24 protein-coding genes are annotated in these 25,353 nt (G+C 41.7%); 12 read left to right on the top strand and 12 right to left on the bottom strand.

The window, feature by feature from the left end:
• Window positions 1-220: 220 nt before the first annotated feature.
• The gene (locus tag LA313_RS01425) at window positions 221-601 is read left to right on the top strand and encodes a four helix bundle protein (RefSeq protein WP_228912824.1); all 381 of its coding nucleotides are present in this window, start codon (window positions 221-223) and stop codon (window positions 599-601) included.
• A gap of 240 nt (window positions 602-841) precedes the next feature.
• Here LA313_RS01425 and LA313_RS01430 read toward each other — a convergent pair whose 3' ends face one another.
• Both LA313_RS01430 and LA313_RS01435 read right to left on the bottom strand, forming a co-directional pair.
• Window positions 842-1,009 carry a type II toxin-antitoxin system RelE/ParE family toxin gene (locus LA313_RS01430; RefSeq protein WP_228912825.1) on the bottom strand — a complete coding sequence of 56 codons (168 nt, stop codon included), beginning with the start codon at window positions 1,007-1,009 and terminating at the stop codon, window positions 842-844.
• On the bottom strand, window positions 996-1,247 hold the full coding sequence (locus LA313_RS01435; protein ID WP_228912826.1) for a ribbon-helix-helix domain-containing protein: 252 nt from the start codon (window positions 1,245-1,247) through the stop codon (window positions 996-998). Before LA313_RS01435 ends, LA313_RS01430 begins: the two co-directional genes overlap by 14 nt.
• A 577-nt stretch (window positions 1,248-1,824) precedes the next feature.
• Between LA313_RS01435 and LA313_RS01440 the strand changes: the two genes are divergently transcribed.
• On the top strand, window positions 1,825-2,688 hold the full coding sequence (locus LA313_RS01440; protein ID WP_228912827.1) for a glycosyltransferase family 4 protein: 864 nt from the start codon (window positions 1,825-1,827) through the stop codon (window positions 2,686-2,688).
• 663 nt (window positions 2,689-3,351) lie between these two features.
• Window positions 3,352-4,830: a sugar transferase gene (locus tag LA313_RS01445; protein ID WP_333473540.1), complete on the top strand. Its 1,479-nt coding sequence runs from the start codon at window positions 3,352-3,354 to the stop codon at window positions 4,828-4,830.
• 1,570 nt (window positions 4,831-6,400) lie between these two features.
• On the opposite strand, the gene lnt is transcribed toward LA313_RS01445, so the two are convergent.
• The 3 genes from lnt to LA313_RS01460 all read right to left on the bottom strand — a co-directional run bounded on the left by lnt (window position 6,401) and on the right by LA313_RS01460 (window position 9,652).
• Complete coding sequence (lnt, locus tag LA313_RS01450; protein WP_228912828.1) at window positions 6,401-7,990, bottom strand: apolipoprotein N-acyltransferase; 1,590 nt, start codon at window positions 7,988-7,990, stop codon at window positions 6,401-6,403.
• Between the two features lie 507 nt (window positions 7,991-8,497).
• On the bottom strand, window positions 8,498-8,797 hold the full coding sequence (locus tag LA313_RS01455) for a GIY-YIG nuclease family protein (protein WP_228912829.1): 300 nt from the start codon (window positions 8,795-8,797) through the stop codon (window positions 8,498-8,500).
• A gap of 555 nt (window positions 8,798-9,352) precedes the next feature.
• Window positions 9,353-9,652 (bottom strand): GIY-YIG nuclease family protein, encoded by a 300-nt coding sequence (locus tag LA313_RS01460; RefSeq protein WP_228912830.1) that lies wholly within the window; start codon window positions 9,650-9,652, stop codon window positions 9,353-9,355.
• Window positions 9,653-10,060: 408 nt separating this feature from the next.
• Between LA313_RS01460 and LA313_RS01465 the strand changes: the two genes are divergently transcribed.
• Entirely contained in the window at window positions 10,061-10,834 is a 774-nt protein-coding gene (locus LA313_RS01465; RefSeq protein ID WP_228912831.1) for a CDP-alcohol phosphatidyltransferase family protein, read from the top strand.
• A gap of 402 nt (window positions 10,835-11,236) precedes the next feature.
• On the opposite strand, the gene lptB is transcribed toward LA313_RS01465, so the two are convergent.
• From lptB to LA313_RS01490, 5 genes are all read right to left on the bottom strand, one after another.
• Window positions 11,237-11,977 carry an LPS export ABC transporter ATP-binding protein gene (lptB, locus tag LA313_RS01470; protein ID WP_228912832.1) on the bottom strand — a complete coding sequence of 247 codons (741 nt, stop codon included), beginning with the start codon at window positions 11,975-11,977 and terminating at the stop codon, window positions 11,237-11,239.
• A gap of 142 nt (window positions 11,978-12,119) precedes the next feature.
• Window positions 12,120-12,491 (bottom strand): four helix bundle protein, encoded by a 372-nt coding sequence (locus LA313_RS01475; protein ID WP_228912833.1) that lies wholly within the window; start codon window positions 12,489-12,491, stop codon window positions 12,120-12,122.
• 90 nt (window positions 12,492-12,581) lie between these two features.
• Window positions 12,582-12,941 (bottom strand): carboxymuconolactone decarboxylase family protein, encoded by a 360-nt coding sequence (locus LA313_RS01480; protein ID WP_228912834.1) that lies wholly within the window; start codon window positions 12,939-12,941, stop codon window positions 12,582-12,584.
• The gene (gene tatC / locus LA313_RS01485; protein WP_228912835.1) at window positions 12,938-13,771 is read right to left on the bottom strand and encodes a twin-arginine translocase subunit TatC; all 834 of its coding nucleotides are present in this window, start codon (window positions 13,769-13,771) and stop codon (window positions 12,938-12,940) included. Before tatC ends, LA313_RS01480 begins: the two co-directional genes overlap by 4 nt.
• On the bottom strand, window positions 13,771-14,736 hold the full coding sequence (locus tag LA313_RS01490) for a KpsF/GutQ family sugar-phosphate isomerase (RefSeq protein WP_228912836.1): 966 nt from the start codon (window positions 14,734-14,736) through the stop codon (window positions 13,771-13,773). The genes tatC and LA313_RS01490 overlap by 1 nt, the downstream gene beginning before the upstream one ends.
• Window positions 14,737-14,821: 85 nt before the next feature.
• Here LA313_RS01490 and LA313_RS01495 point away from each other — a divergent pair, with 85 nt between their 5' ends.
• The 3 genes from LA313_RS01495 to LA313_RS01505 all read left to right on the top strand — a co-directional run bounded on the left by LA313_RS01495 (window position 14,822) and on the right by LA313_RS01505 (window position 18,956).
• Window positions 14,822-17,023: an ATP-dependent DNA helicase RecQ gene (locus tag LA313_RS01495; RefSeq protein ID WP_228912837.1), complete on the top strand. Its 2,202-nt coding sequence runs from the start codon at window positions 14,822-14,824 to the stop codon at window positions 17,021-17,023.
• Between the two features lie 344 nt (window positions 17,024-17,367).
• Window positions 17,368-17,829: an IS200/IS605 family transposase gene (gene tnpA / locus LA313_RS01500; protein WP_228912838.1), complete on the top strand. Its 462-nt coding sequence runs from the start codon at window positions 17,368-17,370 to the stop codon at window positions 17,827-17,829.
• Window positions 17,830-18,023: 194 nt separating this feature from the next.
• Complete coding sequence (locus tag LA313_RS01505; RefSeq protein WP_228912839.1) at window positions 18,024-18,956, top strand: peptidylprolyl isomerase; 933 nt, start codon at window positions 18,024-18,026, stop codon at window positions 18,954-18,956.
• A 93-nt stretch (window positions 18,957-19,049) separates the two neighbouring features.
• On the opposite strand, the gene LA313_RS01510 is transcribed toward LA313_RS01505, so the two are convergent.
• Both LA313_RS01510 and LA313_RS01515 read right to left on the bottom strand, forming a co-directional pair.
• On the bottom strand, window positions 19,050-19,685 hold the full coding sequence (locus tag LA313_RS01510; protein ID WP_228912840.1) for a peroxiredoxin: 636 nt from the start codon (window positions 19,683-19,685) through the stop codon (window positions 19,050-19,052).
• Window positions 19,686-19,892: 207 nt separating this feature from the next.
• Window positions 19,893-20,462: a thioredoxin family protein gene (locus LA313_RS01515; protein WP_228912841.1), complete on the bottom strand. Its 570-nt coding sequence runs from the start codon at window positions 20,460-20,462 to the stop codon at window positions 19,893-19,895.
• An 88-nt stretch (window positions 20,463-20,550) separates the two neighbouring features.
• Between LA313_RS01515 and LA313_RS01520 the strand changes: the two genes are divergently transcribed.
• The 5 genes from LA313_RS01520 (at window position 20,551) to LA313_RS01540 (ending at window position 25,244) form a co-directional block, all read left to right on the top strand.
• A complete protein-coding gene (locus LA313_RS01520; RefSeq protein ID WP_228912842.1) occupies window positions 20,551-21,009 on the top strand; it encodes an Mpo1 family 2-hydroxy fatty acid dioxygenase in 459 nt (152 codons plus the stop codon).
• A 387-nt stretch (window positions 21,010-21,396) separates the two neighbouring features.
• The gene (locus LA313_RS01525) at window positions 21,397-21,738 is read left to right on the top strand and encodes a tRNA-binding protein (RefSeq protein ID WP_333473541.1); all 342 of its coding nucleotides are present in this window, start codon (window positions 21,397-21,399) and stop codon (window positions 21,736-21,738) included.
• 28 nt (window positions 21,739-21,766) lie between these two features.
• Window positions 21,767-22,063 carry a DUF6660 family protein gene (locus LA313_RS01530; RefSeq protein ID WP_228912843.1) on the top strand — a complete coding sequence of 99 codons (297 nt, stop codon included), beginning with the start codon at window positions 21,767-21,769 and terminating at the stop codon, window positions 22,061-22,063.
• Window positions 22,064-22,118: 55 nt separating this feature from the next.
• A complete protein-coding gene (locus LA313_RS01535) occupies window positions 22,119-24,302 on the top strand; it encodes a TonB-dependent receptor (RefSeq protein WP_228912844.1) in 2,184 nt (727 codons plus the stop codon).
• Window positions 24,303-24,599: 297 nt separating this feature from the next.
• Window positions 24,600-25,244, top strand: coding sequence for a cation transporter (locus LA313_RS01540; RefSeq protein WP_228912845.1), 645 nt, complete (start codon window positions 24,600-24,602; stop codon window positions 25,242-25,244).
• Window positions 25,245-25,353: the final 109 nt, after the last annotated feature.

Below are 25,353 nucleotides of genomic sequence, written 5' to 3' on the forward strand. Positions count from 1 at the left end.
TCAGTTGTGAGTTCTCAGTTGTGAGTTCTCAGTTTCAGTTGTGAGTTCTCAGTTGTGAGTTCTCAGTTGTGAGTTCTCAGTTGTGAGTTCTCAGTTGTGAGTTCTCAGTTGAAAAACTTCGCTTCGCTCAGTTTTCGTAAATTTAATTCAAAGTTTCTAAAACCGACAACCGACAACCGACAACCGACAACTGATAACCGATAACCGATAATTGAAAGACATGAAAAGCTACAAAGATCTCGATATTTACAATTTGGCTTTTACCTATGCTGTTGAAGTACATAAAGTTTCGCTGAAATTGCCAAAGTTCGAACTGTACGAACAGGGAAGCCAGGTGAGGAGATCCTCTAAGAGTATAAAAGATAACATAGTCGAGGGATACGGTAGAAGAACATATAAACAGGATTTTATTAAATTCCTGACTTACAGTCACGCCTCTCTTCTTGAATGCTTGTCTCAGTTAGAGATGATCGATGAGCTCTATGAGATCCCTGAAATCAAAGATCTGAGAAGCAAGTATGACTTATTGGGAGGTAAGATATTTTCCTTCATCCAATACGTTGAGAAGAATGGGAAAGTTAAGTTCAGTTCTCAGTTGTGAGTTGTCAGTTTTGCTTCCTTAACCGACAACCGACAACCGACAACCGACAACCGACAACCGAACCAAATTCTAAACTCCAAATCCCAGGCACCAAACATCTATTTTCGAACTTAGGAGCAGCAATTTTATAGTCGGAAATCCTGTCGTCCAATAATTCTTATTATTCCTATTGAATTATCTAATACACGATAGTAAATACTATCTACCCCAACTACACAGCGTCTGTATCCTGGTTTAACATCATCTACTGCGGGGAAAAGGTAAGGCTGTTTCCGCAATTTTTTCAAACTGATCAAAAAAAGCATGAAAATATTGATCAGCTAAAGTTTCACCGAACTTGTGTACACCATACTGATGCAAACGGATCAAATCATTCTTTGCAGCTTCGCTTAATTTATAATTTGCCATTTCTGCGTAGCTGTTCCTTGGATTGTGTCAGGATTTCTTCAGCAGATAAATTGGTAAAACCACTTTGTTCTCCTTCAAGAAGTTTTAATCGAAGCCATTCTATTTCTTTTTCTTTTTCCCGTTCTTTTCTGATCAAGTCGTTAATCAATTCACTTTTACTGGTGTACTCTTCCTGCTTTAACTGCTCCTTTAACCATTCATCATTTGGTTTTGTGAGGGATATACTTTGTCTTGTCATGACTTTTCACAATTATATATTGGTGTAAATTTACACCAAATTTTTTGGTTTTTACATTGTAAGGATTCAGCTTTTATTTCTATCTATTAAAGAAATTTTCTAAAATAACAAAGTAGCGCCTGCGAATCCTTCGCTAAACTTAAGATCATGTATGCCTTGGTTCCCAGGTCTCCGGATCGCTTTGTGTAAAATTTTTAGAGGCTGGTTAAAACCCTATCTGAAGCTCTTTTCAGGCTCCTCCTGATAAATCGGGATAGGGAGGGGGTAAACGGGAAAAGGAGCAACTAAACCAAAAATAAGTTTTCTTACATAAATGCCCTTCGATCCTTCGATAAACTCAGGACAGGCTAGTCGCTCCTGCGTTGCGAGCTCAGGGTGACATTCTAATAAAATTATTTACTTTTACTAAATCTTCTTAGACAAGACACTGAAAAACCTAATCTACATAGGAAACGAATTATCTGATAGAGGTGGAACACCAACTTCCGTCGACACTCTGGCTCCACTTCTAAGAGAAGAAGGTTTCGAAATAAAAACAGCCTCAGCTAAAAAGAACAAACTCCTTCGCCTGGTAGATATGCTCTGGCTGGTGTACAGAAACAGAAAAACTACCGGTTATGTTCTCATCGATACCTACAGCACCCAAAACTTTTGGTACGCATATGCAGTTGCCCGGCTTTGCCAAAGCCTGAATCTAAAATATATTCCCATCCTCCACGGCGGAGAACTTCCCGCCCGACTTGACCGCTCTCCCGGTGCTTCAAAAAAGCTATTTGGGAAGGCTTTTATAAATGTAGCCCCCTCTCTGTATATTAAGACCATTTTTCAGCAGGCGGGATTTTCTAATGTAAAGTATATTCCGAATAGTATTTCTCTGGATGACTACGATTTTAAAGAACGAGCAGAAGTTCGGCCAAAGCTGCTGTGGGTGCGTGCTTTCGCAGAAATATATAATCCGCTGCAGGCAGTAAAGGTCCTGGAGCTCCTGCTCTCCGAATATCCCAATGCCGAACTCTGTATGGTAGGGCCGGTTAAAGACGATTCCTGGAAAGAGTGCATCAGGTACGCGAAAATTCATCGCCTGCCGGTTCGCTTCCCCGGGAGGTTGTCAAAAGAAGAATGGACAGCTCTTGCCGCCAACTATTATATTTTTCTCAACACTACCAATATAGATAATACTCCGGTGAGCGTGATCGAAGCCATGGCCTTAGGTATACCTGTTGTCTCTACTAATGTGGGCGGACTCCCATACCTCATTTCTGCTGATATCGACGGAATTCTAGTGCCACCCAATGATCCCGACCGCATGGCTGCTGCAGTAAAGAACATCCTTAATGATCCTCAACGTTCCCTGGAAAGAACACGCGCTGCCAGGAAGAAGGTGGAAGCTTTTGACTGGGAAAGAGTGAAGGAGATGTGGAAGAATGTTTTAAATAATTAAATACAAGGAATTCCATAGCTTCTTCTTCTTGGGAGAGGGCGGTGAGGATAAGTTGATAGAACCAGACCCTGAAACAAGTTCAGGGTGACGCGCGTCTCATTCAGCCTCCTTTAGAAGGATAATTCCCTTGGTCTGTTAAAAACAGGTGATTCCCTCCCTTTAGGGCGGGGGAAAGGAATCACCGGCTGGCGAAAAGATTACTTATTTAAACTTTTTATTAGCCCCTTTCACGGTTAGTGGGTAAACACCGAAATCTTGAATCCATGCCCACCCCGCCCTGCGGGCACCCCTCCGAAGGAGGGGAGGGAAAAAATTTTTATCAGGGAAAATTACAGAGTTCTTTTAAGATAGGTGATTTCCTCCATTCAGGGTGGGGAAAAGGAATCACCGGCATGGTAGCTCTTTTAAGATAGGTGATTTCCTCCCTTTAGGGTGGGGAAAAGGAATCACCGGCATGGTAGCTCTTTTAAGATAGGTGATTCCCTCCCTTTAAGGCGGAGGAAAGGAATCACCGGCAGTGAGAAAGGTTTTAGAGTATTAATCAGGTTCCATATAAATCTTCCGAAAGTCGAAAAAAAATTTTGTAGAAGGTTAATATTTATTACTTTAACCTCATAATTGGTCCCTCCTCACATGTTTATATAACCAACCAGTAAGCAGAAAATGGCAGAGACACATCTTCAGGAAAAAGTTAGTGAGAGCAGGCAATCCTCACTATACTCTTCCCTATCTTTGCGCGGTAAGAATTTTTACATGCCCCGTAATAATCTACATTTCGAGATTTCTGAACGCAAATTCTTTCTCCGCCTCTTTGATGTCGTGTGGGTGCTGTTTGCGCTTTATGTGGTAGGTATTCTTTTTGAAGTGGATTATTTTCAATTCCAAAGCGGAAACTGGTATTGGAGTGTAGTTCTTGCCACTTACCTCGCATTATTCGCCGGCATCTTCGAACTTTACGATTTACAAAAAGCCAGTAGCTTTACTAAAGTGCTGCAGAATACAGTACTTGCTACCTCTGTCACCGTCCTGTTCTTCCTTATGACCCCGGTATTAACTCCGGTTCTGCCCGAAAATCGTTTTAAGATCCTATACCTCTTTCTCACTATTCTCATTACCCTGCTGTTGTGGCGGTATTCCTATATTACCTTAATTTCATCCCCAAGATTCTACCGTCGCGTCCTTATCGTGGGCGAGCCGCTGGAAGTGGAATTGGTGGCCTCTCACCTGCAGCAGTCCGATCCTAATTATAATATTATTGGTTACGTGAATCCGCAGGAGGTTAAGAATAATAGCTTCGGAAAAGCCAGTCTTGAAGAATTTCCTTCCAGGGATCTTTGGGAAACGGTCAGGGAGCATTCTGTTGATGAGATCCTTATCTCAAACCTTGGAGCCGAAAAGGTTGGGGAGTTATATGAAGAGATCTTAAAATTGTTAAAAAGGGGATTTCCGGTAAAGGATTTTAATGAAGTTTATGAGGATAAGACGAGTAAGATTCCGGTGCAGCATATCGAAAGGAATTTTTACCAGTTCTTTCCCCTTAGCCGAAGTAATGACAATAAATTTTATTTGTTCTTTCACCGTACGGCGGATATTGTAATTTCCCTCCTCGGAATTATTTTCGGTTTACTTCTGTTGCCTTTTGTTTTCTTCGGAAATTTAATTGCCAATAAAGGACAACTGTTTTACAGACAGGAGAGGGTAGGGAAGCATGGAAAACCGTTTACTATTCTGAAGTTCCGGACGATGCGTTGTGATGCTGAAGTTAATGGTGCCGTTTGGGCTACTAAGAATGATGTGCGTATTACGGGCTTCGGAAAATTTCTCCGTCGCACCCGGATGGATGAATTTCCGCAGTTCTATAATATTCTAAAAGGAGAAATGAGCCTTATTGGTCCCCGGCCCGAACGCCCTGTCTTTGTACAGGAATTATCTGAATTAATCCCCTTTTACGATACCCGCCACTTCGTCAAACCCGGACTCACCGGCTGGGCCCAGGTCATGTGCGATTACGCCGACAGTCATGCCGACAGCCTTGAAAAGCTACAGTATGATCTTTACTATATAAAACATCGTAATATTTTTCTCGATATTACAATTCTTACCAAGACATTGAGTACTGTCATTTTTTTTAGAGGACAGTAGTTTTAGTAAGCAGTTGGCAGTTTTTCAGTATGCAGTTGGCAGTGTGGTAGTAGGCAGTAAGTATTCAGTGATTAGTGCTCAGGCTTAAAATGTCATTTCGAAAAAGCCTTTTTCGCGACTGAGAAATCTGCTGCTTGAGAAGAGAAGATACTTTTTTTGGGAAGAAACATTCTACTGTTATTGATGAGATCTCTCGTCGATTTCTTCCCTTCCGGTCAGAAACCTCTGTCGGGATGACAATAAATAGAGTCATTTCGAAGGAGCCTTTTTTTTGCGACTGAGAAATCTGCCCTTTGAGAAGAGAAGATATTTTTTTGGGAAGAAACATTCTACTCTTATTGATGAGATTTCTCTTCACTCCCGTTCAGGAAGCTCTGTCGAGATGACAATGAATAGAGTCATTTCGAAGAAGCCATTTTGGCGACTGAGAAATCTGCTTCTTGAAATGAGGAAACATTGTTTTATAAAGGAGCAAAATGCTTTCATTCATAAGATCTCTCGTCGATTTCTTCCCTTCTGGTCAGAAACCTCTGTCGGGATGACTATAAATTGAGTCATTTCGAAGGAGCCTTTTTGGCGACTGAGAAATCTGCTTCTTGAAATGAGGAAACATAGTTTTATAAAGGAGCAAAATGCTTTCATTCATGAGATCTCTCGTCACTCCCTTCACTGCCGTTCAGGCAGCTCTGTCGAGATGACAATAAATAGAGTCATTTCGAAGGAGTCTTTTTTGCGACTGAGAAATCTGCCGCTTGAGAAAAGAAGAAACTTTTTTTTGGGAAGAATCATTTTACTCTTACTGATGAGATCTCTCGTCACTTCCTTTACTGCCGTTCAGGAAGCTCTGTCGAGATGACAATGAATAGAGTTATTTCGAAGGAGCCTTTTTGGCGACTGAGAAATCTGCTTCTTGAAATGATGAAACATAGTTTTATTAAGGAGCAAATTACTTTCATTCATGAGATCTCTCATCACTCCCTTCACTGCCGTTCAGGAAGCTCTGTCGAGATGACAATGAATGGAGTCATTTCGAAGGAGCCTTTTTGGCGACTGAGAAATCTGCTTCTTGAAATGAGGAAACATAGTTTTATAAAGGAGCAAAATGCTTTCATTCATGAGATCTCTCGTCACTTCCTTCACTGCCGTTCAGGCAGCTCTGTCGAGATGACAATGAATAATGTCATTTCGAAAGAGCCTTTTTTTGGTGACTGAGAAATCTGCTTCTTGTGAATGATGAAATATTGTTTTATAAAGGAGCAAATTAATTTCATTCATAAGATCTCTCGTCGATTTCTTCTGTCGAGATGACTAAACATAGTGTCATTTCGAAGAAGCCTTTTTGGCGACTGAGAAATCTGCTTCTGGGGCAACCAGAATTTTTCTAAAACTAAGAAACCTCTCGTCGCCTCCTCTTTCTGGGAAATTGAACGCTCTGTCGGGATGACATTCCGCGACGATAGGGCGGATTAGTAACTTAAGATAACATGCTGAGAAAAAGTCTTGTTTCTTGGCTCTTGGTTCTTGTCTCTTGCTTCCAAAGAAACTGACCACTGTCTACCGACCACCTTTTTCACTTTCTGCTTCGTTTCCACGGCACCATTGCAAAAAGAAATATAAATAAGGCCAGGAATAGGGAAATCCGCGCGATATAATCTCCAAACCGGGCATAAAAGGTAAGTTCATCGTTGAGGGTAACTTTCCCTAGCAGAGCGCCTTGTTTTTCATAGCCCAGGGATGCCGTTATTTCTCCTTTTTCATTAATAAAAGCAGAAATTCCTGTGTTGGCACTTCGGGCGATGGACCGTCGGTTTTCAATAGCCCGCAGCCTGGAGTAGCTTAGGTGCTGCTTGTGTCCCTGGGTGTTGCCCCACCAGGCATCATTGGTAATAATCGCGAGAAAATCTGCCCCTTCATTTACATAGCCCGTGACGAAATCCCCATAAACCGATTCATAACAAATGATCGGCCCCACTTCCTCAGTAGAAGTTGCCTGGAACGTTCCCCTCTGTTTTTGGGTGGTTTTCATTGCCACCGTGCCGCCAAGATCGATCATGACATTGCCCAGGATAGGCTTTAAAACTTCCTGATAAGGAAAATTTTCCACCCCTACAACCAACTTTGATTTGTGATAAAAGTGAACAGAATCATTGGCAGAGATCATAAATGCCGAATTATAATCATCATACCAGTCATTTGGTCCCAGCTGATTACTTTGACCTCTCACTCTATTAGGATCACTAAAACGATCATACATGGAGATCCCGCTTAAAAAAGATATTTCGGGATGCCTGTTTACGAATTGAGTGGAAAAGAAGTTGGCTTCAGAATCTTCGAAGCGATTCAGAATAGTACCGTCGGCAAAAACTGTTTCGGGAGCGACCACGATACTGGTCTGGGGGGTAACACTTTCTTCAGCAAGCCTGGTAAGCAGCTCCCCAATACGCTTATCATTGGTGTTGTATTTTTCGGTATATGGATTAACGTTTGGCTGTAGTACTACTGCTTCCAGGGTTTGTTCACTCTCCTCATAGTTCCACAGAATAAAATAGGACACTGCTATAGGGATAAGAATAAGTAGTCCGGTTTTCACCAGGCCCCGGTATAATATTTCCTTAGCCTTATGCTCGCGATACAGCAAAAACATTTTTAGAAAGACAATATTTGTAAGCAGTATCCACAGGGTTCCCCCAAAAGTGCCGGTGAATTCATACCATTGTATCCAATGGGGAAATTCAGAAAAACCATTACCAAGGTTAAGCCATGGCCATGAAAATTCCCAGTTGAGATGCAGGTATTCAAAAGCCATCCAAATACTTATAAAAAAGGAGGAAGAGGCTTTAAAATTCACCCTTTTTGCCACCACATGAAACAGAAGGAATACCAGCGACATGAGCAGGGAGTTAACGGTAATAGCGAATATTCCTCCAAAAGGTGTGGAAAAGTACAGCCAGTAAGTGGTGATCAGATTCCAGATGAAAAAGCTGAGGTAGGAGAGTCCGAGGATCTTCCATTTACGGTTGTGCGCCTGCTCGATCCTAATCTTGTGTTCTGTGTAAAGCAAAGGCACAAAAGCAAAGAACAACAGTAACGGAAAACCATAAGTAGGCCACGCGAGTGCCAGTAAGATCCCGGAAAGTAATGCGTAAAGGAAGTGTTTCATAGTATCTGGATGCTAAGGTATAAAAACTATGGATTTGAACTACCTCTGTCCTTTTCAAAATGTCATTTTGAAGGAGCTTTTTTGCTGCTGAAGATTCTGCTTCTTCTTTCGAGTCATTTCGAAGGAGCCTTTTCGGCGACTGAGAAATCTGCCTCTTGAAATGAGGAAATATTGTTTTATAAAGGAGCGAGTTACTTTTATTCATGAGATCTCTCGTCGATTTCTTCCCTTTCGGTCAGAAACCTCTGTCGAGATGACTGCCGAAATTGGGTGTTGGTAGTCATTTCGAAGGAGCCTTTTCAGCGACTGAGAAATCTGCTTCTTGTGAATGAGGAAATATTGACTTATAAAGGAGCAAATTACTTCCATTCATGAGATCTCTCGTCGCTTCCTTCACTGCCGCTCAGGCTGCTCTGTCGAGATGACTGCCGAAAATGTTTTTTTGTAGTCATTTCGATGGAGCTTTTTCAGCGACTGAGAAATCTGCCTCTCGTAAAAAAGTATTAACTAAAATACATCCCAATTCAAAAATTGCCATTCAGGATTAAAGTTATTGATTAACTTCTCTTTCTTTTCCCTTCGCCATTTTTTGATCTCTTTCTCTCTATTTATGGCTTGTGTAGGATTTTCAAAACCTTCATAATACACCAGATAGTAGCAACTGTATTTGCCTGCAAAAGATTTTCGGGAATGTTCACTGTCGAAATGATGCTGAGCAAGCCTTTTTTGAATGTTATTGGTAACACCGATATAAAGGGTTGTTTTATTCTTGTTGGTGACTATGTAAAGAAAATAATTGTGTAGCATAAATTAAATTTAGTCATTTCGAGGAAGCTTTTTCAGCGACTGAGAAATCTGCCTCTTGAGAAGAGAAGATACTTTTTTTGAGAAGAAACATTTTATTTTTATTCATGAGATCTCTCGTCACTTCCTTCACTGCCGCTCAGGCTGCTCTGTCGAGATGACTACAATAGAGTCATTTCGAAGGAGCCTTTTTTTAGCGACTGAGAAATCTGCTTCTTGTGAATGAGGAAATATTGATTTATAAAGGAGCAAATTACTTCCATTCATTAGATCTCTCGTCGCTTCCTTCACTGCCGTTCAGGAAGCTCTGTCGAGATGACTAAAAATAGAGTCATTTCGAAGGAGCCTTTTTTAGCGACTGAGAAATCTGCCTCCTGAGAACAGAAGATACTATTTTTTGGAAGAAACATTTTACTCTTATTCATGAGATCTCTCGTCACTCCCTTCACTGCGTTCAGGAAGCTCTGTCGAGATGACTGCCGAAAATGTTCTTTTGTAGTCATTTCGATGGAGCTTTTTCAGCGACTGAGAAATCTGCCTCTCGTAAAAAAGTATTAACTAAAATACATCCCAATTCAAAAATTGCCATTCAGGATTAAAGTTATTGATTAACTTCTCTTTCTTTTCCCTTCGCCATTTTTTGATCTCTTTCTCTCTATTTATGGCTTGTGTAGGATTTTCAAAACCTTCATAATACACCAGATAGTAGCAACTGTATTTGCCTGCAAAAGATTTTCGGGAATGTTCACTGTCGAAATGATGCTGAGCAAGCCTTTTTTGAATGTTATTGGTAACACCGATATAAAGGGTTGTTTTATTCTTGTTGGTGACTATGTAAAGAAAATAATTGTATAGCATAAATTAAATTTAGTCATTTCGAAGGAGCCTTTTCGGCGATTGAGAAATCTGCCGCTTGAGAAGAGAAGATACCTTTTTTGGGAAGAAACATTTTACTCTTATTGATGAGATCTCTCGTCGCTTCCTTCACTGCCGTTCAGGCAGCTCTGTCGAGATGACAATCAATAGGGTCATTTCGAAGGAGCCTTTTCGGCGACTGAGAAATCTGCCTCTTGAGAAGGAGGAAATATTGTTTTATAAAGGAGCAAATTACTTTCATTCATGAGATCCCTCGTCGATTTCTTCCCTTCCGGTCAGAAACCTCTGTCGAGATGACGTTAATGATGAGGAGAAAGTCTTGGCTCTTGGCTCTTGTTTCTTTGTAGCAAAGCATTCTTTTTTTCCTATTTTTACACAAAACCAACCAATATGAGCCTAGCAAAACATGTCCCGAATGCCATTACTTTGATCAACCTGTTAAGTGGTAGCATAGGTGCCATATTTGCCGTGCAGGGTGATTTGGTCATGGCTGCGATCTTCGTAGCACTGGGGATCTTTTTTGATTTTTTTGACGGACTCGCCGCAAGGGCGCTGAATGTCAAATCTGAACTCGGTCTTCAACTAGATTCCCTCGCCGATATGGTCACCAGCGGACTCGTGCCGGGGATCGTTATGTACCAGCTCTTTAGACAGGCACTGCCGGGTTCAGCCGTTCAACCTAAAGACTGGACCACGGGACAGGACGTACTGGAGTGGAACCTTCCTGTTCTTGCATTATTTGGATTGCTTGTTACTCTCGCCTCGGGCTATCGCCTGGCAAAATTCAACATTGATGAGCGCCAAACAGATTCTTTCATTGGTTTGCCAACGCCGGCGAATGCTTTGCTGATACTAAGTCTGCCGCTGATCCTTATTTTTCAGCCGCAGCCTATTCTTGTAGATATCATCCTTAATCCCTGGTTCCTTGCTGCCCTTACGGTTTTCAGTTGTTTTATGCTGAATGCAGAAATTCCTTTGTTCGCATTGAAATTCAGTAGCTGGGGTTTTTCAGAAAACAAGGTCCGTTACCTTTTCCTTATCTTCTGTGTTATTCTGCTCATCTTTCTTCAATTCGCTGCAATACCTTTGATCATCATTAGCTATGTGATTGTGTCTATGGTTACCAATAGAGGAGACGAAGAGGCGGTAGTCGAGAGCCGGTAGGCTGAAAAAGTCTTCAAATCATTCAGAGCGGAGCTTTTGTGAAGCCGCTTCTCGATACATTTTCTTATTCGCTCTCGCTCATAAGAAAACACTCGAAGTGACTGAAGGCGATATAGAAAGATGAAATAAATATTAACGTGTTATTATAGTAAGCACAAATTAATTAGTAGAGTTCAATCGGCCTATCGAAAATTGATCGTAAAATTTGATGTGAGATGACGTTTAAATTTTCTGCTGTTTGAGCGACATTTTTTATTTTCGTTCCTCATATTTTTCCCGCGAGTTTAATAAACCCGACTCATTCAGACCAGCATTAGCGGAGCGAAGAAACACTCTCGCTTGCTAATATCTGAAATCTGTTATCTGTAATGTATTTGATGCTTTAAAAAGCTGCAGGAATCTTTATTGAAAAAGTTTCTTCTTTCTCAATTCAAAGTTCTGTCCCAGGTAGACTTTTCTTACCATTTCGTCTTCGGCAAGTTCCTCGGGGATCCCGGCTTTAAGGATACGCCCCTCAAACATAAGATATGTGCGATCTGTAATAGCCAAAGTTTCCTGAACATTGTGATCGGTAATAAGGATCCCGATGTTCTTATTTTTCAGTTGGGCTACAATCCGCTGAATATCTTCCACGGCCACGGGGTCAACTCCGGCAAAAGGTTCATCCAGAAGAATAAAATTTGGATCTGTAGCCAGGGCACGGGCTATTTCAGTACGTCGTCGTTCCCCTCCGCTCAAAAGATCCCCCCGGCTTTTTCGGATGTGTCCCAGGCCGAATTCTTCTATAAGAGATTCCATCTTCATCTTACGTTCCTTTTTGGAGAGCTTTGTGAGCTCCAGAACGCTCATAATATTGTCTTCTATACTAAGCTTTCTAAAAACCGAAGCTTCCTGGGCCAGATATCCAATCCCGTACTGCGCACGTTTGTACATTGGGAATTTGGTAATGTTTTCCCTGTCAAGAAAGATCCTTCCGCCATTTGGTTTGATCAATCCTACGATCATATAGAAAGATGTGGTTTTTCCGGCTCCGTTGGGACCTAGCAGTCCTACAATCTCCCCCTGATTTACTTCCAGGGAAATGCCTTTTACAACTTCACGACCTTTATAGGATTTTACAAGACTTTCGGCGTATAACTTCATTTTTTAGATGTTAGTAGTGAGATATGAGTGCTGAGACTTTCAAATACCGTGCAACAATTGATAAAGATAAAAAAAAGGAAAAGGTGGTCGGTGGTCAGAGGACAGTAGTCAATTAAATAGAACCAATATCTTCTAACCAAACCTATTTCCCTTTTGACTTTAAATACTTTTGCAGGCTTTTTATCATTTTAAACATTTCTAAGAGTAAAAGCCGGGTCTTCTGATTTTCTTCAGAAGTAATATAATTTCTTCTAAAAGCAATAGTAGAGCAAGTGACGCATTCTCTCAACGAATCATCTGCCACCTGAAGATACTTGTGAAATTGTGCGTCGGTATTTCCAGATCCTTCCGAAGTATTTAAAGCAATAGAAACTGCGGCACGATTAAACTGAGAGGTGAGGCCATACAATTCACTCTGAGGAAACTTTGCTGTTAAAGAATAAGCATGATCTGTGAAATCCAATGCCTTTTGGTAAACTTTTAAATCTTCAAAATTAAAATGCACCTTCTCCATAACTGTATTTTCAATTAGTCTCTGTCCTCTGTCCTCTGTCCTCTGTCCTCTATCCTCTGCCCTCTGTCCTCTGCCCACTATAGCAGTTTCCTATTTCTCAATTGTAGCAGTATCCTCTAAAGCTTCCCAAAACTCATAAGCTCTTCTCAAATGTGGAATCACAATAGTTCCTCCCACCAAAGTAGCTATACTCAGCGCTTCCATTACTTCTTCTTTTGAAAGTCCTTCTTTATAGCTGGTTTCAAGGTGATACTTAATGCAGTCATCACAACGTAAAACGGCTGAGGCGACTAAACCAAGTAGCTCCTTAGTCTTCACATCCAACGCCCCTGCAGTGAATGCATTAGTGTCGAGGTTAAAAATACGTTTTATGATCTTGTTGTTATCGCCAAGGATCTTATCATTCATCTTCTGGCGATATTCATTGAATTCTTCTACCTGGTTTTTCATTGCTTTTGTTTTCTTAATTTTCGATTTTCCTTCCTTATAACTATCCGCGAGATCACAATACTAACCTCATATAACACAAGCACCGGAATAGCTACAATGATCTGACTCAAAATATCGGGCGGGGTAATAATAGCTGCAAGAATTAGTACGATCACCAAAGCGAACTTCCTGTACTTCCGAAGAAACTCAGGTGTTACCAATCCAATTTTAGTAAGGAAATATATAATTATTGGTAACTCGAATATGATTCCGCAGGCTATTACCGAGGAACGTACGAGGCTTATATAACTTCCGATGTCGAATTCGTTCAATACCAGTTCACTTACCTGGTATTTTCCGAGGAAATTAATAGAAAGTGGTGTCACCAGGTAATATCCGAAAAGTACTCCCAGGAAGAACAGGATTGAAGAAATGAAAATAAAGCCTCTCGATGTATTCCTTTCGTTGGCATACATAGCGGGAGAGATAAATTTCCAGAATTCATAGATGATATAAGGGAAAGCAATAATAAAACCTGCTGTAATGGAGGTCCATACGTGTGCAGAGAATTGCCCGCCCATGGTTCTTGACTGTATGGTGAAAGGCATATCATCAAAACAGAACCCGCCTTCCAGGCCTACAAAAGTTGAAAGGCGACAAAGAATGTCATAGGTGAAAAAGTCGGCCTTGGTGGGGCCGAATAATAAAGTGTCGAAAATGAAACCTTTAGCTAAAAAAGCTGCACTTCCTGCTACTACTACTGCCAGGGATGCCCTAATGAGGTGCCAGCGCAAATCCTCAAGGTGATCCAAAAATGACATTTCATCGGCAGATTTTTCTACTTTCGTCATTAAATGATTCCTTCCCTTATTAGGTTGTGTAAGTGTACCACGCCGTAATATTTACCGTCTTTTACGGCCAGTAATTGTGAGATCTTATTTTCTTCCAGCATATCCATCACATCTACAGCCATTGCATCAAACTCAATGGTCTTAGGATTAGGACTAAGAATGTCCCTTGCCGTTAAACCTGAAATGTCAATACTTTTTTGGAGCATACGGCGTATATCACCATCTGTCACAATGCCCAGAATTTTTCCATTGTCGAGTACAGCAGTTACTCCCAGCATTTTTTCGGAGATCTCAACGATCACCTGCGGAATGGGAGTATCTGGGGCTACCGATGGTTTCTGATTTTGATCGGCTATATCACTAACTCTTAGGTATAATTTTTTACCCAATGCCCCTCCCGGGTGATATTTTGCAAAATCCTGACTTGAAAAGCCCCGCAGATCGAGCAGGCAAACAGCCAGGGCGTCCCCAATAACAAGTTGGGCAGTGGTACTGGTTGTAGGGGCGAGGTTATTTGGACAGGCTTCCTTTTCTACAAAGGAATTGAGAATATAGTCGGCCTGTTTTCCCAAAAAGGAATCTGTACTTCCCGTGATGGCGATAAGAGTATTCCCGAAGTTCTTGATGAGAGGCACCAATACTTTAATTTCGGGGGTATTTCCGCTTTTGGAAATACAGATCACCACATCGTCCTGTAAGATGGTACCCAGGTCCCCGTGAATAGCATCGGCCGCATGCATGAATACTGCGGGAGTACCGGTAGAATTAAGGGTGGCCACGATCTTAGTGGCGATCACAGCACTTTTGCCAATTCCGGTAATGATGACTCTACCCCTGGATTTATACACCGCCTGTACGGCTTCCGCAAAATTATGGTCTAATAATTGCTCTAAATTCGCTATAGCTTTGGCTTCAGTTAAAATGGTTTCTCTGGCTACAGAGAGTATTTTTTCTTGAGGTGTCAAATTTGTAGAGTTAGAAGATTGTATGGAGTAAAGAAAAATGTATCTTTATTTTGTGCAAATGTATGTAAAATTGTAACACAATTGAATGACTTCGCAGGAAATCGATTTACACGAACAGCTTAAGAAATACTTTGGTTTTAGCCAGTTTAAGGGCCTCCAGGAGGAGGTAATAAAGAGTATAGTTAATGATCATAACACCTTTGTGGTTATGCCCACAGGAGGTGGAAAATCTCTTTGTTATCAATTGCCGGCGCTTATAAAAGAAGGAACTGCAATTGTTGTCTCCCCCTTGATCGCTTTGATGAAGAACCAGGTGGATGCAATTCGCGGAATTTCTTCAGAACATGGTATTGCTCACGTGCTAAACTCCAGCTTGAATAAGACTGAAGTGAAGCAGGTGAAGGAAGATATCACCAATGGAATTACCAAGCTTCTTTATGTTGCCCCCGAATCTCTTACCAAAGAAGAGAATGTCGAGTTTTTACGCAGCGTAAAAATTTCTTTTATGGCCATAGATGAAGCTCACTGTATTAGTGAGTGGGGCCATGATTTTAGGCCGGAATACCGGAACCTGAGGCATATTGTAAAACGTATTGGAGATGATATTCCTATCATTGGCCTAACGGCAACAGCTACTCCCAAGGTGCAGGAAGATATCCTGAAAAACCTTGCTATTACAGATGCCCGTACTTTTAAGGCTTCCTTTAACCGCCCTAATTTATATTACGAAATACGGCCTAAGACGAAAAATGTGGATGCCGATATCATAAGGTTTGTTAAGCAGAACCAGGGGAAATCGGGTATTATTTACTGTCTTAGCAGGAAACGGGTGGAGGAACTCGCTCAAACTTTGCAGGTAAACGGAATATCAGCTGTACCATATCATGCCGGTCTTGATGCCAAGACCCGTTCCCGTCATCAGGACATGTTCCTTATGGAGGAAGTAGATGTTGTAGTAGCGACCATCGCTTTTGGAATGGGAATTGACAAGCCCGATGTGCGGTTTGTGATCCATCACGATATTCCAAAAAGTATAGAAAGTTATTATCAGGAAACAGGTCGTGCAGGAAGAGATGGAGGTGAAGGTCATTGTCTCGCCTTCTACGCCTATAAAGATATTGAGAAGCTGGAGAAATTCATGAGCGGTAAACCGGTCGCCGAGCAGGAGATTGGACAGGCCCTGCTGCAGGAAGTGGTTGCCTTTGCTGAAACTTCTGTTTCCAGGAGAAAATTTATCCTGCATTACTTTGGTGAGGACTTCGATGAAAAAACCGGCGAAGGAGCTGATATGGATGATAACGTAAGGAATCCCAAGAAGCAACACGAGGCAAAAGACGAAGTAGAATTGTTGTTGCGAACTATTAAGGAAACCAAACAGTTATATAAGTCCAAGGATGTGGTGAATACCTTAGTAGGTAAATCTAATGCCATGATCAAGTCGCATCGTACAGATGAGCATGAACTCTTCGGGAAAGGAGCCGACAAAGATTCCAAGTATTGGATGGCCCTTTTGCGACAGGTACTGGTTGGAGGATTTCTGCGGAAAGATATTGAAACCTACGGAGTCGTGAAGCTTACCGATAAAGGAGAGAAATTCCTGAAAAAGCCGGATTCTTTCATGATGACCGAAGATCACATCTATGAAGTGGGCGGCAACGACGGAATAGTTACTGCAGCCAAATCTGGCGGGGGTACCGATGAAAATCTTCTAAAAATGCTGAAAGATCTGCGTAAACAAATCGCTAAAGATCTCGGCCTCGCTACCCATCTCATTTTCCAGGATCCTTCTCTGGAAGACATGGCCCTGAAGTATCCTGTTTCTCTTGAGGAACTTGGTAATATTCACGGAGTAGGGGAAGGAAAAAAATCCAAACCATACAGTAAGAAGTTTGTTGAACTCATCTCCAATTATGTTGAGGAAAATGATATTACCCGTCCCGATGATCTGGTAGTAAAAACTACCGGAGCCAACAGTGGCCTTAAGTTATATATCATTCAGAACGTAGACCGTAAACTGCCGCTTGACGATATTGCCTCAGCAAAAGGCATGGAAATGACCACTTTTATTAAAGAAATGGAAGCCATTGTTTACAGCGGTACCAAGCTGAACATCAATTATTGGATCGACGAGATCCTCGATGAAGATCAGCAGGAAGAGATACATGAATATTTTCTCGATGCCCAAACCGATAAGATCGAAGATGCCCTCGATGAATTTGAAGGCGATTACGATGAAGAAGAATTACGGTTATACAGGATCAAATTTATTAGTGAAGTAGCGAATTAAAGAAGAGCTCAATAATTTGAATTTACAGCCGGAACGAGAGTTTCGGCTTTTTTTTGTTCATGGGGTTTTGCTTTTTGGCCACGAATACACGAATGTTTTCTAATAGCCGCGTAGGGGGGGCAGCCCGTTAGTAGATGCGAAAAACGGTAGGTCGCAGGAACAAAGTCCCATCGGGACGATAGTTCGGTAGAATAGTGACGACAATTCAGTTATGACGAGAGTTCAGTAGAAAAAGAAAAATTCAGGTACAAAATAACCCCGAAGTGATTTGAAGGAACAAAGTCCCGTAGTGACGATATAAAATCCGTCCCTATTCATTAAATTTCGAAATAAGAATTTTGACAATGGCCAACACATACACCCAGATTCACGTTCATTTTATATTTGCCGTTAAATTTAGGCAGGGCCTAATTCAAAAGGAATGGAAAGATAGGCTGTACCAGTACATCATTGCCATTGTGAAGAACAATGGCCACAAAATGTTGATCATAAATGGAATGCCAGATCATGTTCATTCGCTCATTGGGTTAAGGCCTGAACAATCAATTTCAGATCTTATGAAAGATGTAAAAAGCAATTCTTCGAAATGGATCAATGAACAGAATTTTATAAAAGGGAAATTCCCATGGCAAGAGGGCTACGGAGCTTTTACATACTCAAAATCTCAATTGCCCCGCCTGATTTCATATATTGAGAATCAAAAAGAATATCATACGAAAAAGACGTTTCAGGAGGAGTATTTGAAAATTCTTGAAGAACAGAAGGTGGAATATAACCCCCAGTATTTATTCAAAGATCCGGATTAAACCTGTCGCCCCTAAGGGGCTATAATTTTGCCGTTGATCATGATCTTACCAAACTATCGTCCCTGCCGGGACTACTTCTATGCACAAAGTAAATTATTTCCTTAACATTCTCCTAATTCTTCCTCTTTCCGCAGACATTAATTAATAAACATTATTCATTTCTTTATCTTTGCGTTTTAACTTAAAAAAACGACATGAACGACGGATTATACGCAAAACTCCACACTACAAGAGGAGAGATAACAATAAAACTTGATCACGAAAAAACACCCGGAACCGTAGGGAATTTTGTAGGACTGGCAGAGGGAAACCTGGAAAATGAAGCTAAGCCACAGGGACAACCTTACTACGACGGACTTAAATTTCACCGTGTAATCCCGGACTTTATGGTTCAGGGAGGAGATCCTAAGGGAACCGGTGTAGGTGGACCGGGATATCAATTTGAAGACGAGATTCACCCCGACCTTAAACACGATCGCCCCGGGATTTTATCTATGGCCAATGCCGGACCGGGAACTAATGGAAGCCAGTTCTTTATTACACATGTTGCCACTCCATGGCTCGATGGAAAGCACACTGTGTTTGGCCACGTAGTGGAAGGTCAGGATGTTGTTAACGCTATTAAACAAGGAGACACCATAGACAAAGTCGAAATTATCCGCGAAGGGGAGTCGGCTAAAAACTACAATGCAGTAGAGTCTTTCCGCCAGTTCAATGGAGCAAAAGCCGAAAGAGAAGCGGCAGCCAAAAAGCAGCAGGAAGAAATGATGGGGGAACTTGCTCAGGGTTTTGAAAAAACTGACAGCGGATTGCGATATAAAATGATCGCTGAAGGAAATGGAAAAAAAGCTGAAAAGGGACAAACTGTTTCTGTTCACTACAAAGGAATGTTACCCGACGGTACGGTCTTCGATTCTTCTTATAAAAGAAAACAACCTATTGAATTTCCTTTAGGGAAAGGTCATGTGATAGAGGGTTGGGATGAAGGTATCCAGTTGCTCAAGGAAGGAGATAAGGCAAGATTTGTCATTCCATCCAATCTTGCATACGGTTCCCGTGGTGCCGGGGGAGTGATCCCTCCCGATGCTACTCTTGTATTTGATGTAGAGCTGGTAAAGGTGAAGTAAATACTTCAAATCAATTGTAATAAGAAAACCTCAGTCTCCTAATGGAAACTGAGGTTTTTATTTTAGCCATTGGTCCTTAAACCTTAAACCTTGTTAGTCCGGTTGAGGGGTCATTCTTAAATAAGGCTTCACTTCTTTATATCCCTTCGGAAATAGCTTATCTGCCTCCTCATTGCTTACAGATGGACTTATAACCACGTCCTCTCCCGACTTCCAGTTGGCGGGTGTTGCAACTTTCTTATAAGCGGTAAGCTGTAAAGAATCTATTACCCGTAACAGCTCCTCAAAATTTCTTCCGGTGCTTGCGGGATAGGTGATCATAAGTTTAATGGTTTTATCGGGTGCAATAACGTACACAGATCTAACAGTTAGAGTATCATCTGCATTAGGGTGGATCATATCGTAAAGATCGGCTACCTTTCTGTCTTCATCGGCAATAATGGGGAAATTCACCGTAGTATGTTGGGTTTCATTGATATCCTTTATCCAGTCTTTATGTGACTCCACGCCATCAACACTTAGCGCCATCACCTTCACATTCCGCTTTTCAAATTCATCCTTATATTTGGCTGCTGCGCCGAGTTCGGTGGTGCAAACCGGGGTATAATCTGCCGGATGGGAAAATAGTATTCCCCAGCTATCCCCCAGGAAATCATAAAAGTTGATTTTTCCCTGAGAAGTTTCGGTATCAAAGTTTGGGGCTTTGTCTCCAAGTCGTAATGTACTCATGATTAAAGAATTTAAGAGTGAATAAACACTATAAATTTACTGAATATTAAATGCTTGGAAGCGACCCGCAGTTAAATCTGAGTTAATCTTTTTAGATCTGAGACTTTAGATCTGAGACTTGAGAAGTTATTGGTTATTAATTATTAAACAGCAATATTGAATATTAAATATTGCCATCAATAATCCTTAGCCCTTAAACCTTAGGCATTAATCTTTAGGGGTGTATTTCCATTTAATAGAACATCCCACACTGGGCTTTTGCGGACCCGGTACAGGTCGGCTGCCAAGCAAAGCATCAAGAGCTTCCCGCAATTCCCTACCGTTTAGAGAATGTCCATTCCCCGGGCGGGAGCTGTCCAGCTGCCCGTGGTAGACCAGCTTTTGCTCCCCGTCAAAAAGGTAAAAATCGGGGGTGCATTCTGCTTTATAATTTCGGGCCACCTCCTGCGTGCGGTCATAGAGATAAGGGAATGTGAAGTTGTGCTTGCGGGCAAATTTCCACATGAGATCGGGATGATCTTCAGGAACTTTTTCCACATCATTACTGCTTATGGCTACAAAACCGAAACCCAGCACCCGGTAATCATTGGCTACACGTACAATTTCATCTACCACATGTTTTACATACGGGCAATGGTTGCAAAGAAACATGATCACAGTTCCCCTTTCTCCTTCTACGTCAACCAGTGAATAAAGGTTTGCCGTGACAGCATCGGGTAATTCAAAATCTATTATTTCCGTTCCCAGCGGGAGCGTATTAGAAGCAGTTTCAGCCATTTTTTTAATTCATTTCCGCCTTGAAAATACAAATTTCCTGCGGAATATTCTCAGAATTACTATCTTGGTTCAACCATAATAAAATTCTATGCGCACCTTAGATCAATGGTTCTCTGAATATGCCGTAAGCCACCAGAATAAGACGAATCAGCTGATACATTACATCTGTGTGCCGGCGATCTTCTTTTCTATAGTGGGTTTGTTAATGAGCATTCCGCCGGGGCCTCTAACAGAAATTTTTCCAATGTACATTCCGTTTTTAGAGAACTGGGCAGTGGTAGCTCTCATCCTTGTCCTGCTATTTTACATGAGGCTATCTGTTTCCATGGGAATTAAGATCCTCATTTTCGCCGGGATCTGCATCGCAGGAAATTATTTCATTTCCCAGGTCGCCACCCTCTGGCTTGTTTCGCTGATCATTTTTGCAGTTGCATGGGCCGGGCAGTTCTATGGACATAAGGTGGAAGGCAAAAAGCCTTCATTTCTTAAGGATATTCAATTCCTCCTCATCGGCCCCGCATGGGTGATCAAGAAGGTGTTCGGGTAGTTAGTATTGAGAATTGAGTATTGAGTATTGAGAAGTGAGACTTAGGAGTACGAGTTTAAAAGTATCTCAAGGTTGCAGGTTTCAGGTTGCACGTTTTTTTCTAATCAATTAACGCTATTTTTTACCCTCTCTTTGGAAGTCTTTATGGGAAAGCTAATAGGGGTACACCTCTTTGTGCTATTTTTTCAAATTTTGTGTACTTAATGTGAACTTTTTCGGCTCCCTTTAGGGCAGGGGTAAAACGAACAAGTTCTTTTCCTTTGCCGCGAAAGAGCTAGGGGATTGTTGCATAAAAAGATTTAATTCGTGAATTCGTGGCAAAAAAACCATTAAAACGCTTCTTAAAAATACTATTTTAGGGAAGTAATATTCTAAAACAGATCAAAAGTGAATAACCATATCACCTGGAAAGATTTTGAAAAAGTGGAAATGCGTGTGGGGACTATTCTAGAAGTTTCAGATTTTCCTGAAGCCCGCACTCCCGCTTATCAGCTAAAGATCGATTTTGGTCCTGAGATAGGGATCCTCAAATCTTCAGCGCAGATCACAAAAAGATACTCGAAGGAAGACCTGGAGGGAAGACAGATCATTGCTGTGGTAAATTTTCCGAAAAAACAGATCGCCAATTTTATGAGCGAATGCCTGGTGCTGGGGTCTGTAGGTGATGAAAACGATATTGTGCTGCTCCAGCCGGGATCCAGAGTTGAAAACGGGTTGAGAGTAGGCTAGTTTCATTTCAGTTTTTTAACTTTGCAGCGTGAAAATTTTAGCTGTATTTATTTCTCTCCTGGTGATCGTTTTGAACGGAATTCCGTGTTGTGCAGATGACTGCAGCGATGAAATTGTTTCTGAACAACAGGAATCCGAAACACACAGCAGTGAACTTTGTTCTCCATTTTTAAACTGCGGTACCTGTAATGCGGTCGTGCTTCAGGAAAAGCCCTCAGAAATGCCATTTTCAGAACCCGTGCTGGGCAGAGAATATATTGAGGCAGAGGAAGGATTGATTTCAGAATTTACTTTCCGCATCTGGCAGCCCCCAAAGAACAGCTGAACAACTTCGCACGGAATTCTTCCTAGAGCTATTTTTTCAAATCCAATTTAATATAATGACACAAAAGATATTTTTGTTGCTGGCCCTTTGTTTTTTTGGCCTGGCAGCAAACGCACAGAACGTGCTTAAAATTAAAGTAATAGACGCCGAGACAGATCAACCTCTTTATGGCGCCAATGCTTCCATAGCAGGTACTACTATTGGTGCTACTGCAAATGAAGAAGGGGTGATCACCCTTGAAAATATTCCCAATGGGATTCAAATAATCAGGATAAGTTATGTGGGCTTTGCCACACAGGAACTCAGTATGGAATTTCCTCTTTCTGAAGAGAAATTTATCACAATAAAACTTGCTCCTGAAGGGGAACACATGGAAGAGGTGATCATCTCTGCCACCCGTTCCCGCCGCACCATTGCCGATCTGCCTACCCGTGTGGAGGTCATCTCGGGCGAGGAACTGGGCGAAAAAGGCAACATGAAACCGGGAGATATCCGAATGTTGCTGAATGAAACCACCGGGATCCAAACCCAACAGACTTCGGCGACATCTTATAACTCCAGTATCCGTATTCAGGGGCTGGATGGAAAATATACCCAGCTGCTCAAGGATGGTTATCCTTTGTACTCTGGCTTTTCCGGAGGATTGAGTTTACTGCAAATTGTACCGCTTGACCTGCAACAGGTAGAAGTGGTGAAAGGTGCATCTTCAACACTTTATGGTGGGGGAGCGATCGCCGGACTCGTGAACCTGGTTTCCAAAACTCCGGGAGAGGAACGGGAGATCAATTTCCTGCTTAACGGAACTTCTGCTCTGGGCCTGGATGTTAGCGGATTTTATTCCGATACCTTCGGAAAGTTTGGTACTACTTTATTTGCTTCCTACAATTACAGTGATCCTTATGATCCTGCCGATATTGGCCTTACTGCCATTCCTGAAGTAAATCGTGTGACCGTGAATCCGAAGCTGTTTTATTACCCTTCTGAAAATGCCACTTTAGAGCTGGGAGTGAATACAGTCATTGAAGAAAGAACAGGCGGGAATATCGCCTTTTTGGAAGGTGAGGAAGTCGCAGATCCTTATTTTGAAAGGAACAACACCGAAAGGATCACCACCCGTGCCGGCTATACCGAGCTTTATGAGAACGGAAGTTCATTGATGATAAAGAATAGCTTCAGTTTTTTCGAGCGGAAGATCGAAATCCCCGACTTCACTTTTTCGGGAGATCAGCTTGCTTCTTTCAGTGAGATCGCCTACAACTTTGGGGATGTTGACCTGGAGTGGGTAGCAGGTTTAAATTTGGTATCCGATAAATTTCAGCAGGATCCTTTAGGAACTTCCGAAGTGGTAGATTATAACCACATTACTTATGGGGCTTTCCTTCAGAATAACTGGCGTATCTCAAATATGTTCAGCCTGGAAAGTGGATTGCGAACCGACTACCAGAACGAGTACGGCTGGTTTGTGTTGCCAAGACTTTCTGCTTTGATCGAATTTTCTGATGCCTGGACCATGAGAGTCGGCGGCGGACTCGGTTATAAAACTCCGACCATCTTTACTGAAGATGCTGAAAGAATTCAGTTTCAAAACGTAATGCCAATAGATGTTTCTGAAACTGAAGCCGAACGTTCCCTTGGAGCAAACTTTGATATTAACTACCGGACCGATCTTTTCGAGGTAATAGACTTTAGCGTTAACACACTATTTTTCTATACCAGAGTTAATGATCCTATTATGCTGACAACAGCATTTTCAAATGGATTTAATCCGCATTATGTTTATGACCAACCTGATGGTTATTTAGACACTCAGGGAGTGGAAGCGAATTTCCGGTTCAAGTATGGGAACTTTAAACTTTTCACAGGTTATACATTGGCCGATGTGAATCAACACTATAATGGCGAAACCTATGAAGCTCCCCTGGTGGCGCAGCACCGCCTTAACAATGTGCTGGTTTATGAAATTCATGAAAAGCTGGTGATAGGACTGGAAGGTTATTATTTTGGAGAGCAAAAGCTTGAAGGAGGCATGACCGGACAGGATTACTGGATCTTTGGGTTGATGACCGAAAAAAAATGGGATAATTTCTCTTTATTTCTAAACTTCGAGAACTTTACCGATACGCGTCAGACCAGATTTGATGATATCTATACCGGTTCAATTTCAGATCCTCAGTTCCGCGATATTTATGCACCCGTTGACGGGTTTGTAATTAATGGTGGGATTAAAATTAACCTTTAGTAGTTACCAGTTGCGGGTTGCCGGTTTGAAACCGTTGAAAAAAGTGGACAAGAATTACTGATTCTGCTAATTTATATTAGGACAGCAGGAAAGTTAGGCTGAAGTCATGAGAGCGGTACATTGGTAACCACTGACTGGAGCCGGTGGCTAGTCAACAATGATTTATTTTGTGAGAACCTGAATTGCCTCCGGCTTTAGCCGGAGGATTTAGAATAGAATATTAGATCAGGGCTTTAGCCCAATGTATTTACATTCCAAAAAGTTCAATTCTAAAATCGTACTTCTAACTTTACAGATATGGAAAGCGAAAAATATAAAAAGAGACTGCATTACGCGCTCATCCTCAGTTTCATCACTATTGGCTACAATTTGATTGAGGGAGTAGTTTCCACCTTTTTTGGAGCCAGTGATGATACGCTTGCACTTTTCGGATTTGGACTTGATAGTTTTGTGGAGGTGCTTTCGGGCGTAGGAATTGCACATATGATCTACAGGATGAAAAGAAGTCCTGTAAAGGAGAGGGACAGTTTTGAGGTCACCGCCCTAAAAATTACCGGAACGACGCTTTATCTACTTACTGCAGGATTAGTGGTGGGAGCTGTGCTGGCTATTATCAACAAGTCGGAACCCGATACTACACTGGCGGGAATTATAATCGCAGTGCTATCTATTCTCACCATGTACTTCCTGTACAGGGAAAAGATAAAGGTAGGAGAGAAGCTAGGCAGTCAGCCGATCATTTCGGATGCCAAATGCACCAAAACCTGTTTTTACCTGTCCTTCATTTTACTTGCCTCCAGTCTGCTTTATGAGCTGTGGCAAATCCCCTATGTCGATGCCCTGGGAAGTTTGGGTATTGCATGGTATGCCTGGAAAGAAGGTAAAGAAGCTTTTGAAAATGCAAGATCTAAAAGCCTGAGTTGTAGTAGTCATTGTTGCTAATAGTATTGAGTACAGAGAATTGAGCAGTTAGTCTCTGTTAATGTTGGGCTAAAGCCCTGACTCATGAGATTCTTAACCACTGCCTAAAGGCAGTGGCAATTCAAAATCT

Source organism: Salinimicrobium sediminilitoris (assembly GCF_020866905.1).
GTDB lineage: Bacteria > Bacteroidota > Bacteroidia > Flavobacteriales > Flavobacteriaceae > Salinimicrobium > Salinimicrobium sediminilitoris.

Excerpts from the sequence above, each read along its gene's own strand:
- LA313_RS01465 (WP_228912831.1), top strand. The coding sequence starts at position 10,061 with ATGAGCCTAGCAAAACATGTCCCGAATGCCATTACTTTGATCAACCTG.
- tatC (WP_228912835.1), bottom strand. The coding sequence starts at position 13,771 with ATGACGAAAGTAGAAAAATCTGCCGATGAAATGTCATTTTTGGATCAC.
- LA313_RS01515 (WP_228912841.1), bottom strand. The coding sequence starts at position 20,462 with ATGGCTGAAACTGCTTCTAATACGCTCCCGCTGGGAACGGAAATAATA.
- LA313_RS01425 (WP_228912824.1), top strand. The coding sequence starts at position 221 with ATGAAAAGCTACAAAGATCTCGATATTTACAATTTGGCTTTTACCTAT.
- LA313_RS01480 (WP_228912834.1), bottom strand. The coding sequence starts at position 12,941 with ATGAAAAACCAGGTAGAAGAATTCAATGAATATCGCCAGAAGATGAAT.
- LA313_RS01440 (WP_228912827.1), top strand. The coding sequence starts at position 1,825 with ATGCTCTGGCTGGTGTACAGAAACAGAAAAACTACCGGTTATGTTCTC.
- tnpA (WP_228912838.1), top strand. The coding sequence starts at position 17,368 with ATGGCCAACACATACACCCAGATTCACGTTCATTTTATATTTGCCGTT.
- LA313_RS01435 (WP_228912826.1), bottom strand. The coding sequence starts at position 1,247 with ATGACAAGACAAAGTATATCCCTCACAAAACCAAATGATGAATGGTTA.
- LA313_RS01505 (WP_228912839.1), top strand. The coding sequence starts at position 18,024 with ATGAACGACGGATTATACGCAAAACTCCACACTACAAGAGGAGAGATA.
- lptB (WP_228912832.1), bottom strand. The coding sequence starts at position 11,977 with ATGAAGTTATACGCCGAAAGTCTTGTAAAATCCTATAAAGGTCGTGAA.
- LA313_RS01455 (WP_228912829.1), bottom strand. The coding sequence starts at position 8,797 with ATGCTACACAATTATTTTCTTTACATAGTCACCAACAAGAATAAAACA.
- LA313_RS01535 (WP_228912844.1), top strand. The coding sequence starts at position 22,119 with ATGACACAAAAGATATTTTTGTTGCTGGCCCTTTGTTTTTTTGGCCTG.
- LA313_RS01510 (WP_228912840.1), bottom strand. The coding sequence starts at position 19,685 with ATGAGTACATTACGACTTGGAGACAAAGCCCCAAACTTTGATACCGAA.
- LA313_RS01460 (WP_228912830.1), bottom strand. The coding sequence starts at position 9,652 with ATGCTATACAATTATTTTCTTTACATAGTCACCAACAAGAATAAAACA.
- LA313_RS01430 (WP_228912825.1), bottom strand. The coding sequence starts at position 1,009 with ATGGCAAATTATAAATTAAGCGAAGCTGCAAAGAATGATTTGATCCGT.
- LA313_RS01540 (WP_228912845.1), top strand. The coding sequence starts at position 24,600 with ATGGAAAGCGAAAAATATAAAAAGAGACTGCATTACGCGCTCATCCTC.
- LA313_RS01495 (WP_228912837.1), top strand. The coding sequence starts at position 14,822 with ATGACTTCGCAGGAAATCGATTTACACGAACAGCTTAAGAAATACTTT.
- LA313_RS01475 (WP_228912833.1), bottom strand. The coding sequence starts at position 12,491 with ATGGAGAAGGTGCATTTTAATTTTGAAGATTTAAAAGTTTACCAAAAG.
- LA313_RS01445 (WP_333473540.1), top strand. The coding sequence starts at position 3,352 with ATGGCAGAGACACATCTTCAGGAAAAAGTTAGTGAGAGCAGGCAATCC.
- lnt (WP_228912828.1), bottom strand. The coding sequence starts at position 7,990 with ATGAAACACTTCCTTTACGCATTACTTTCCGGGATCTTACTGGCACTC.
- LA313_RS01520 (WP_228912842.1), top strand. The coding sequence starts at position 20,551 with ATGCGCACCTTAGATCAATGGTTCTCTGAATATGCCGTAAGCCACCAG.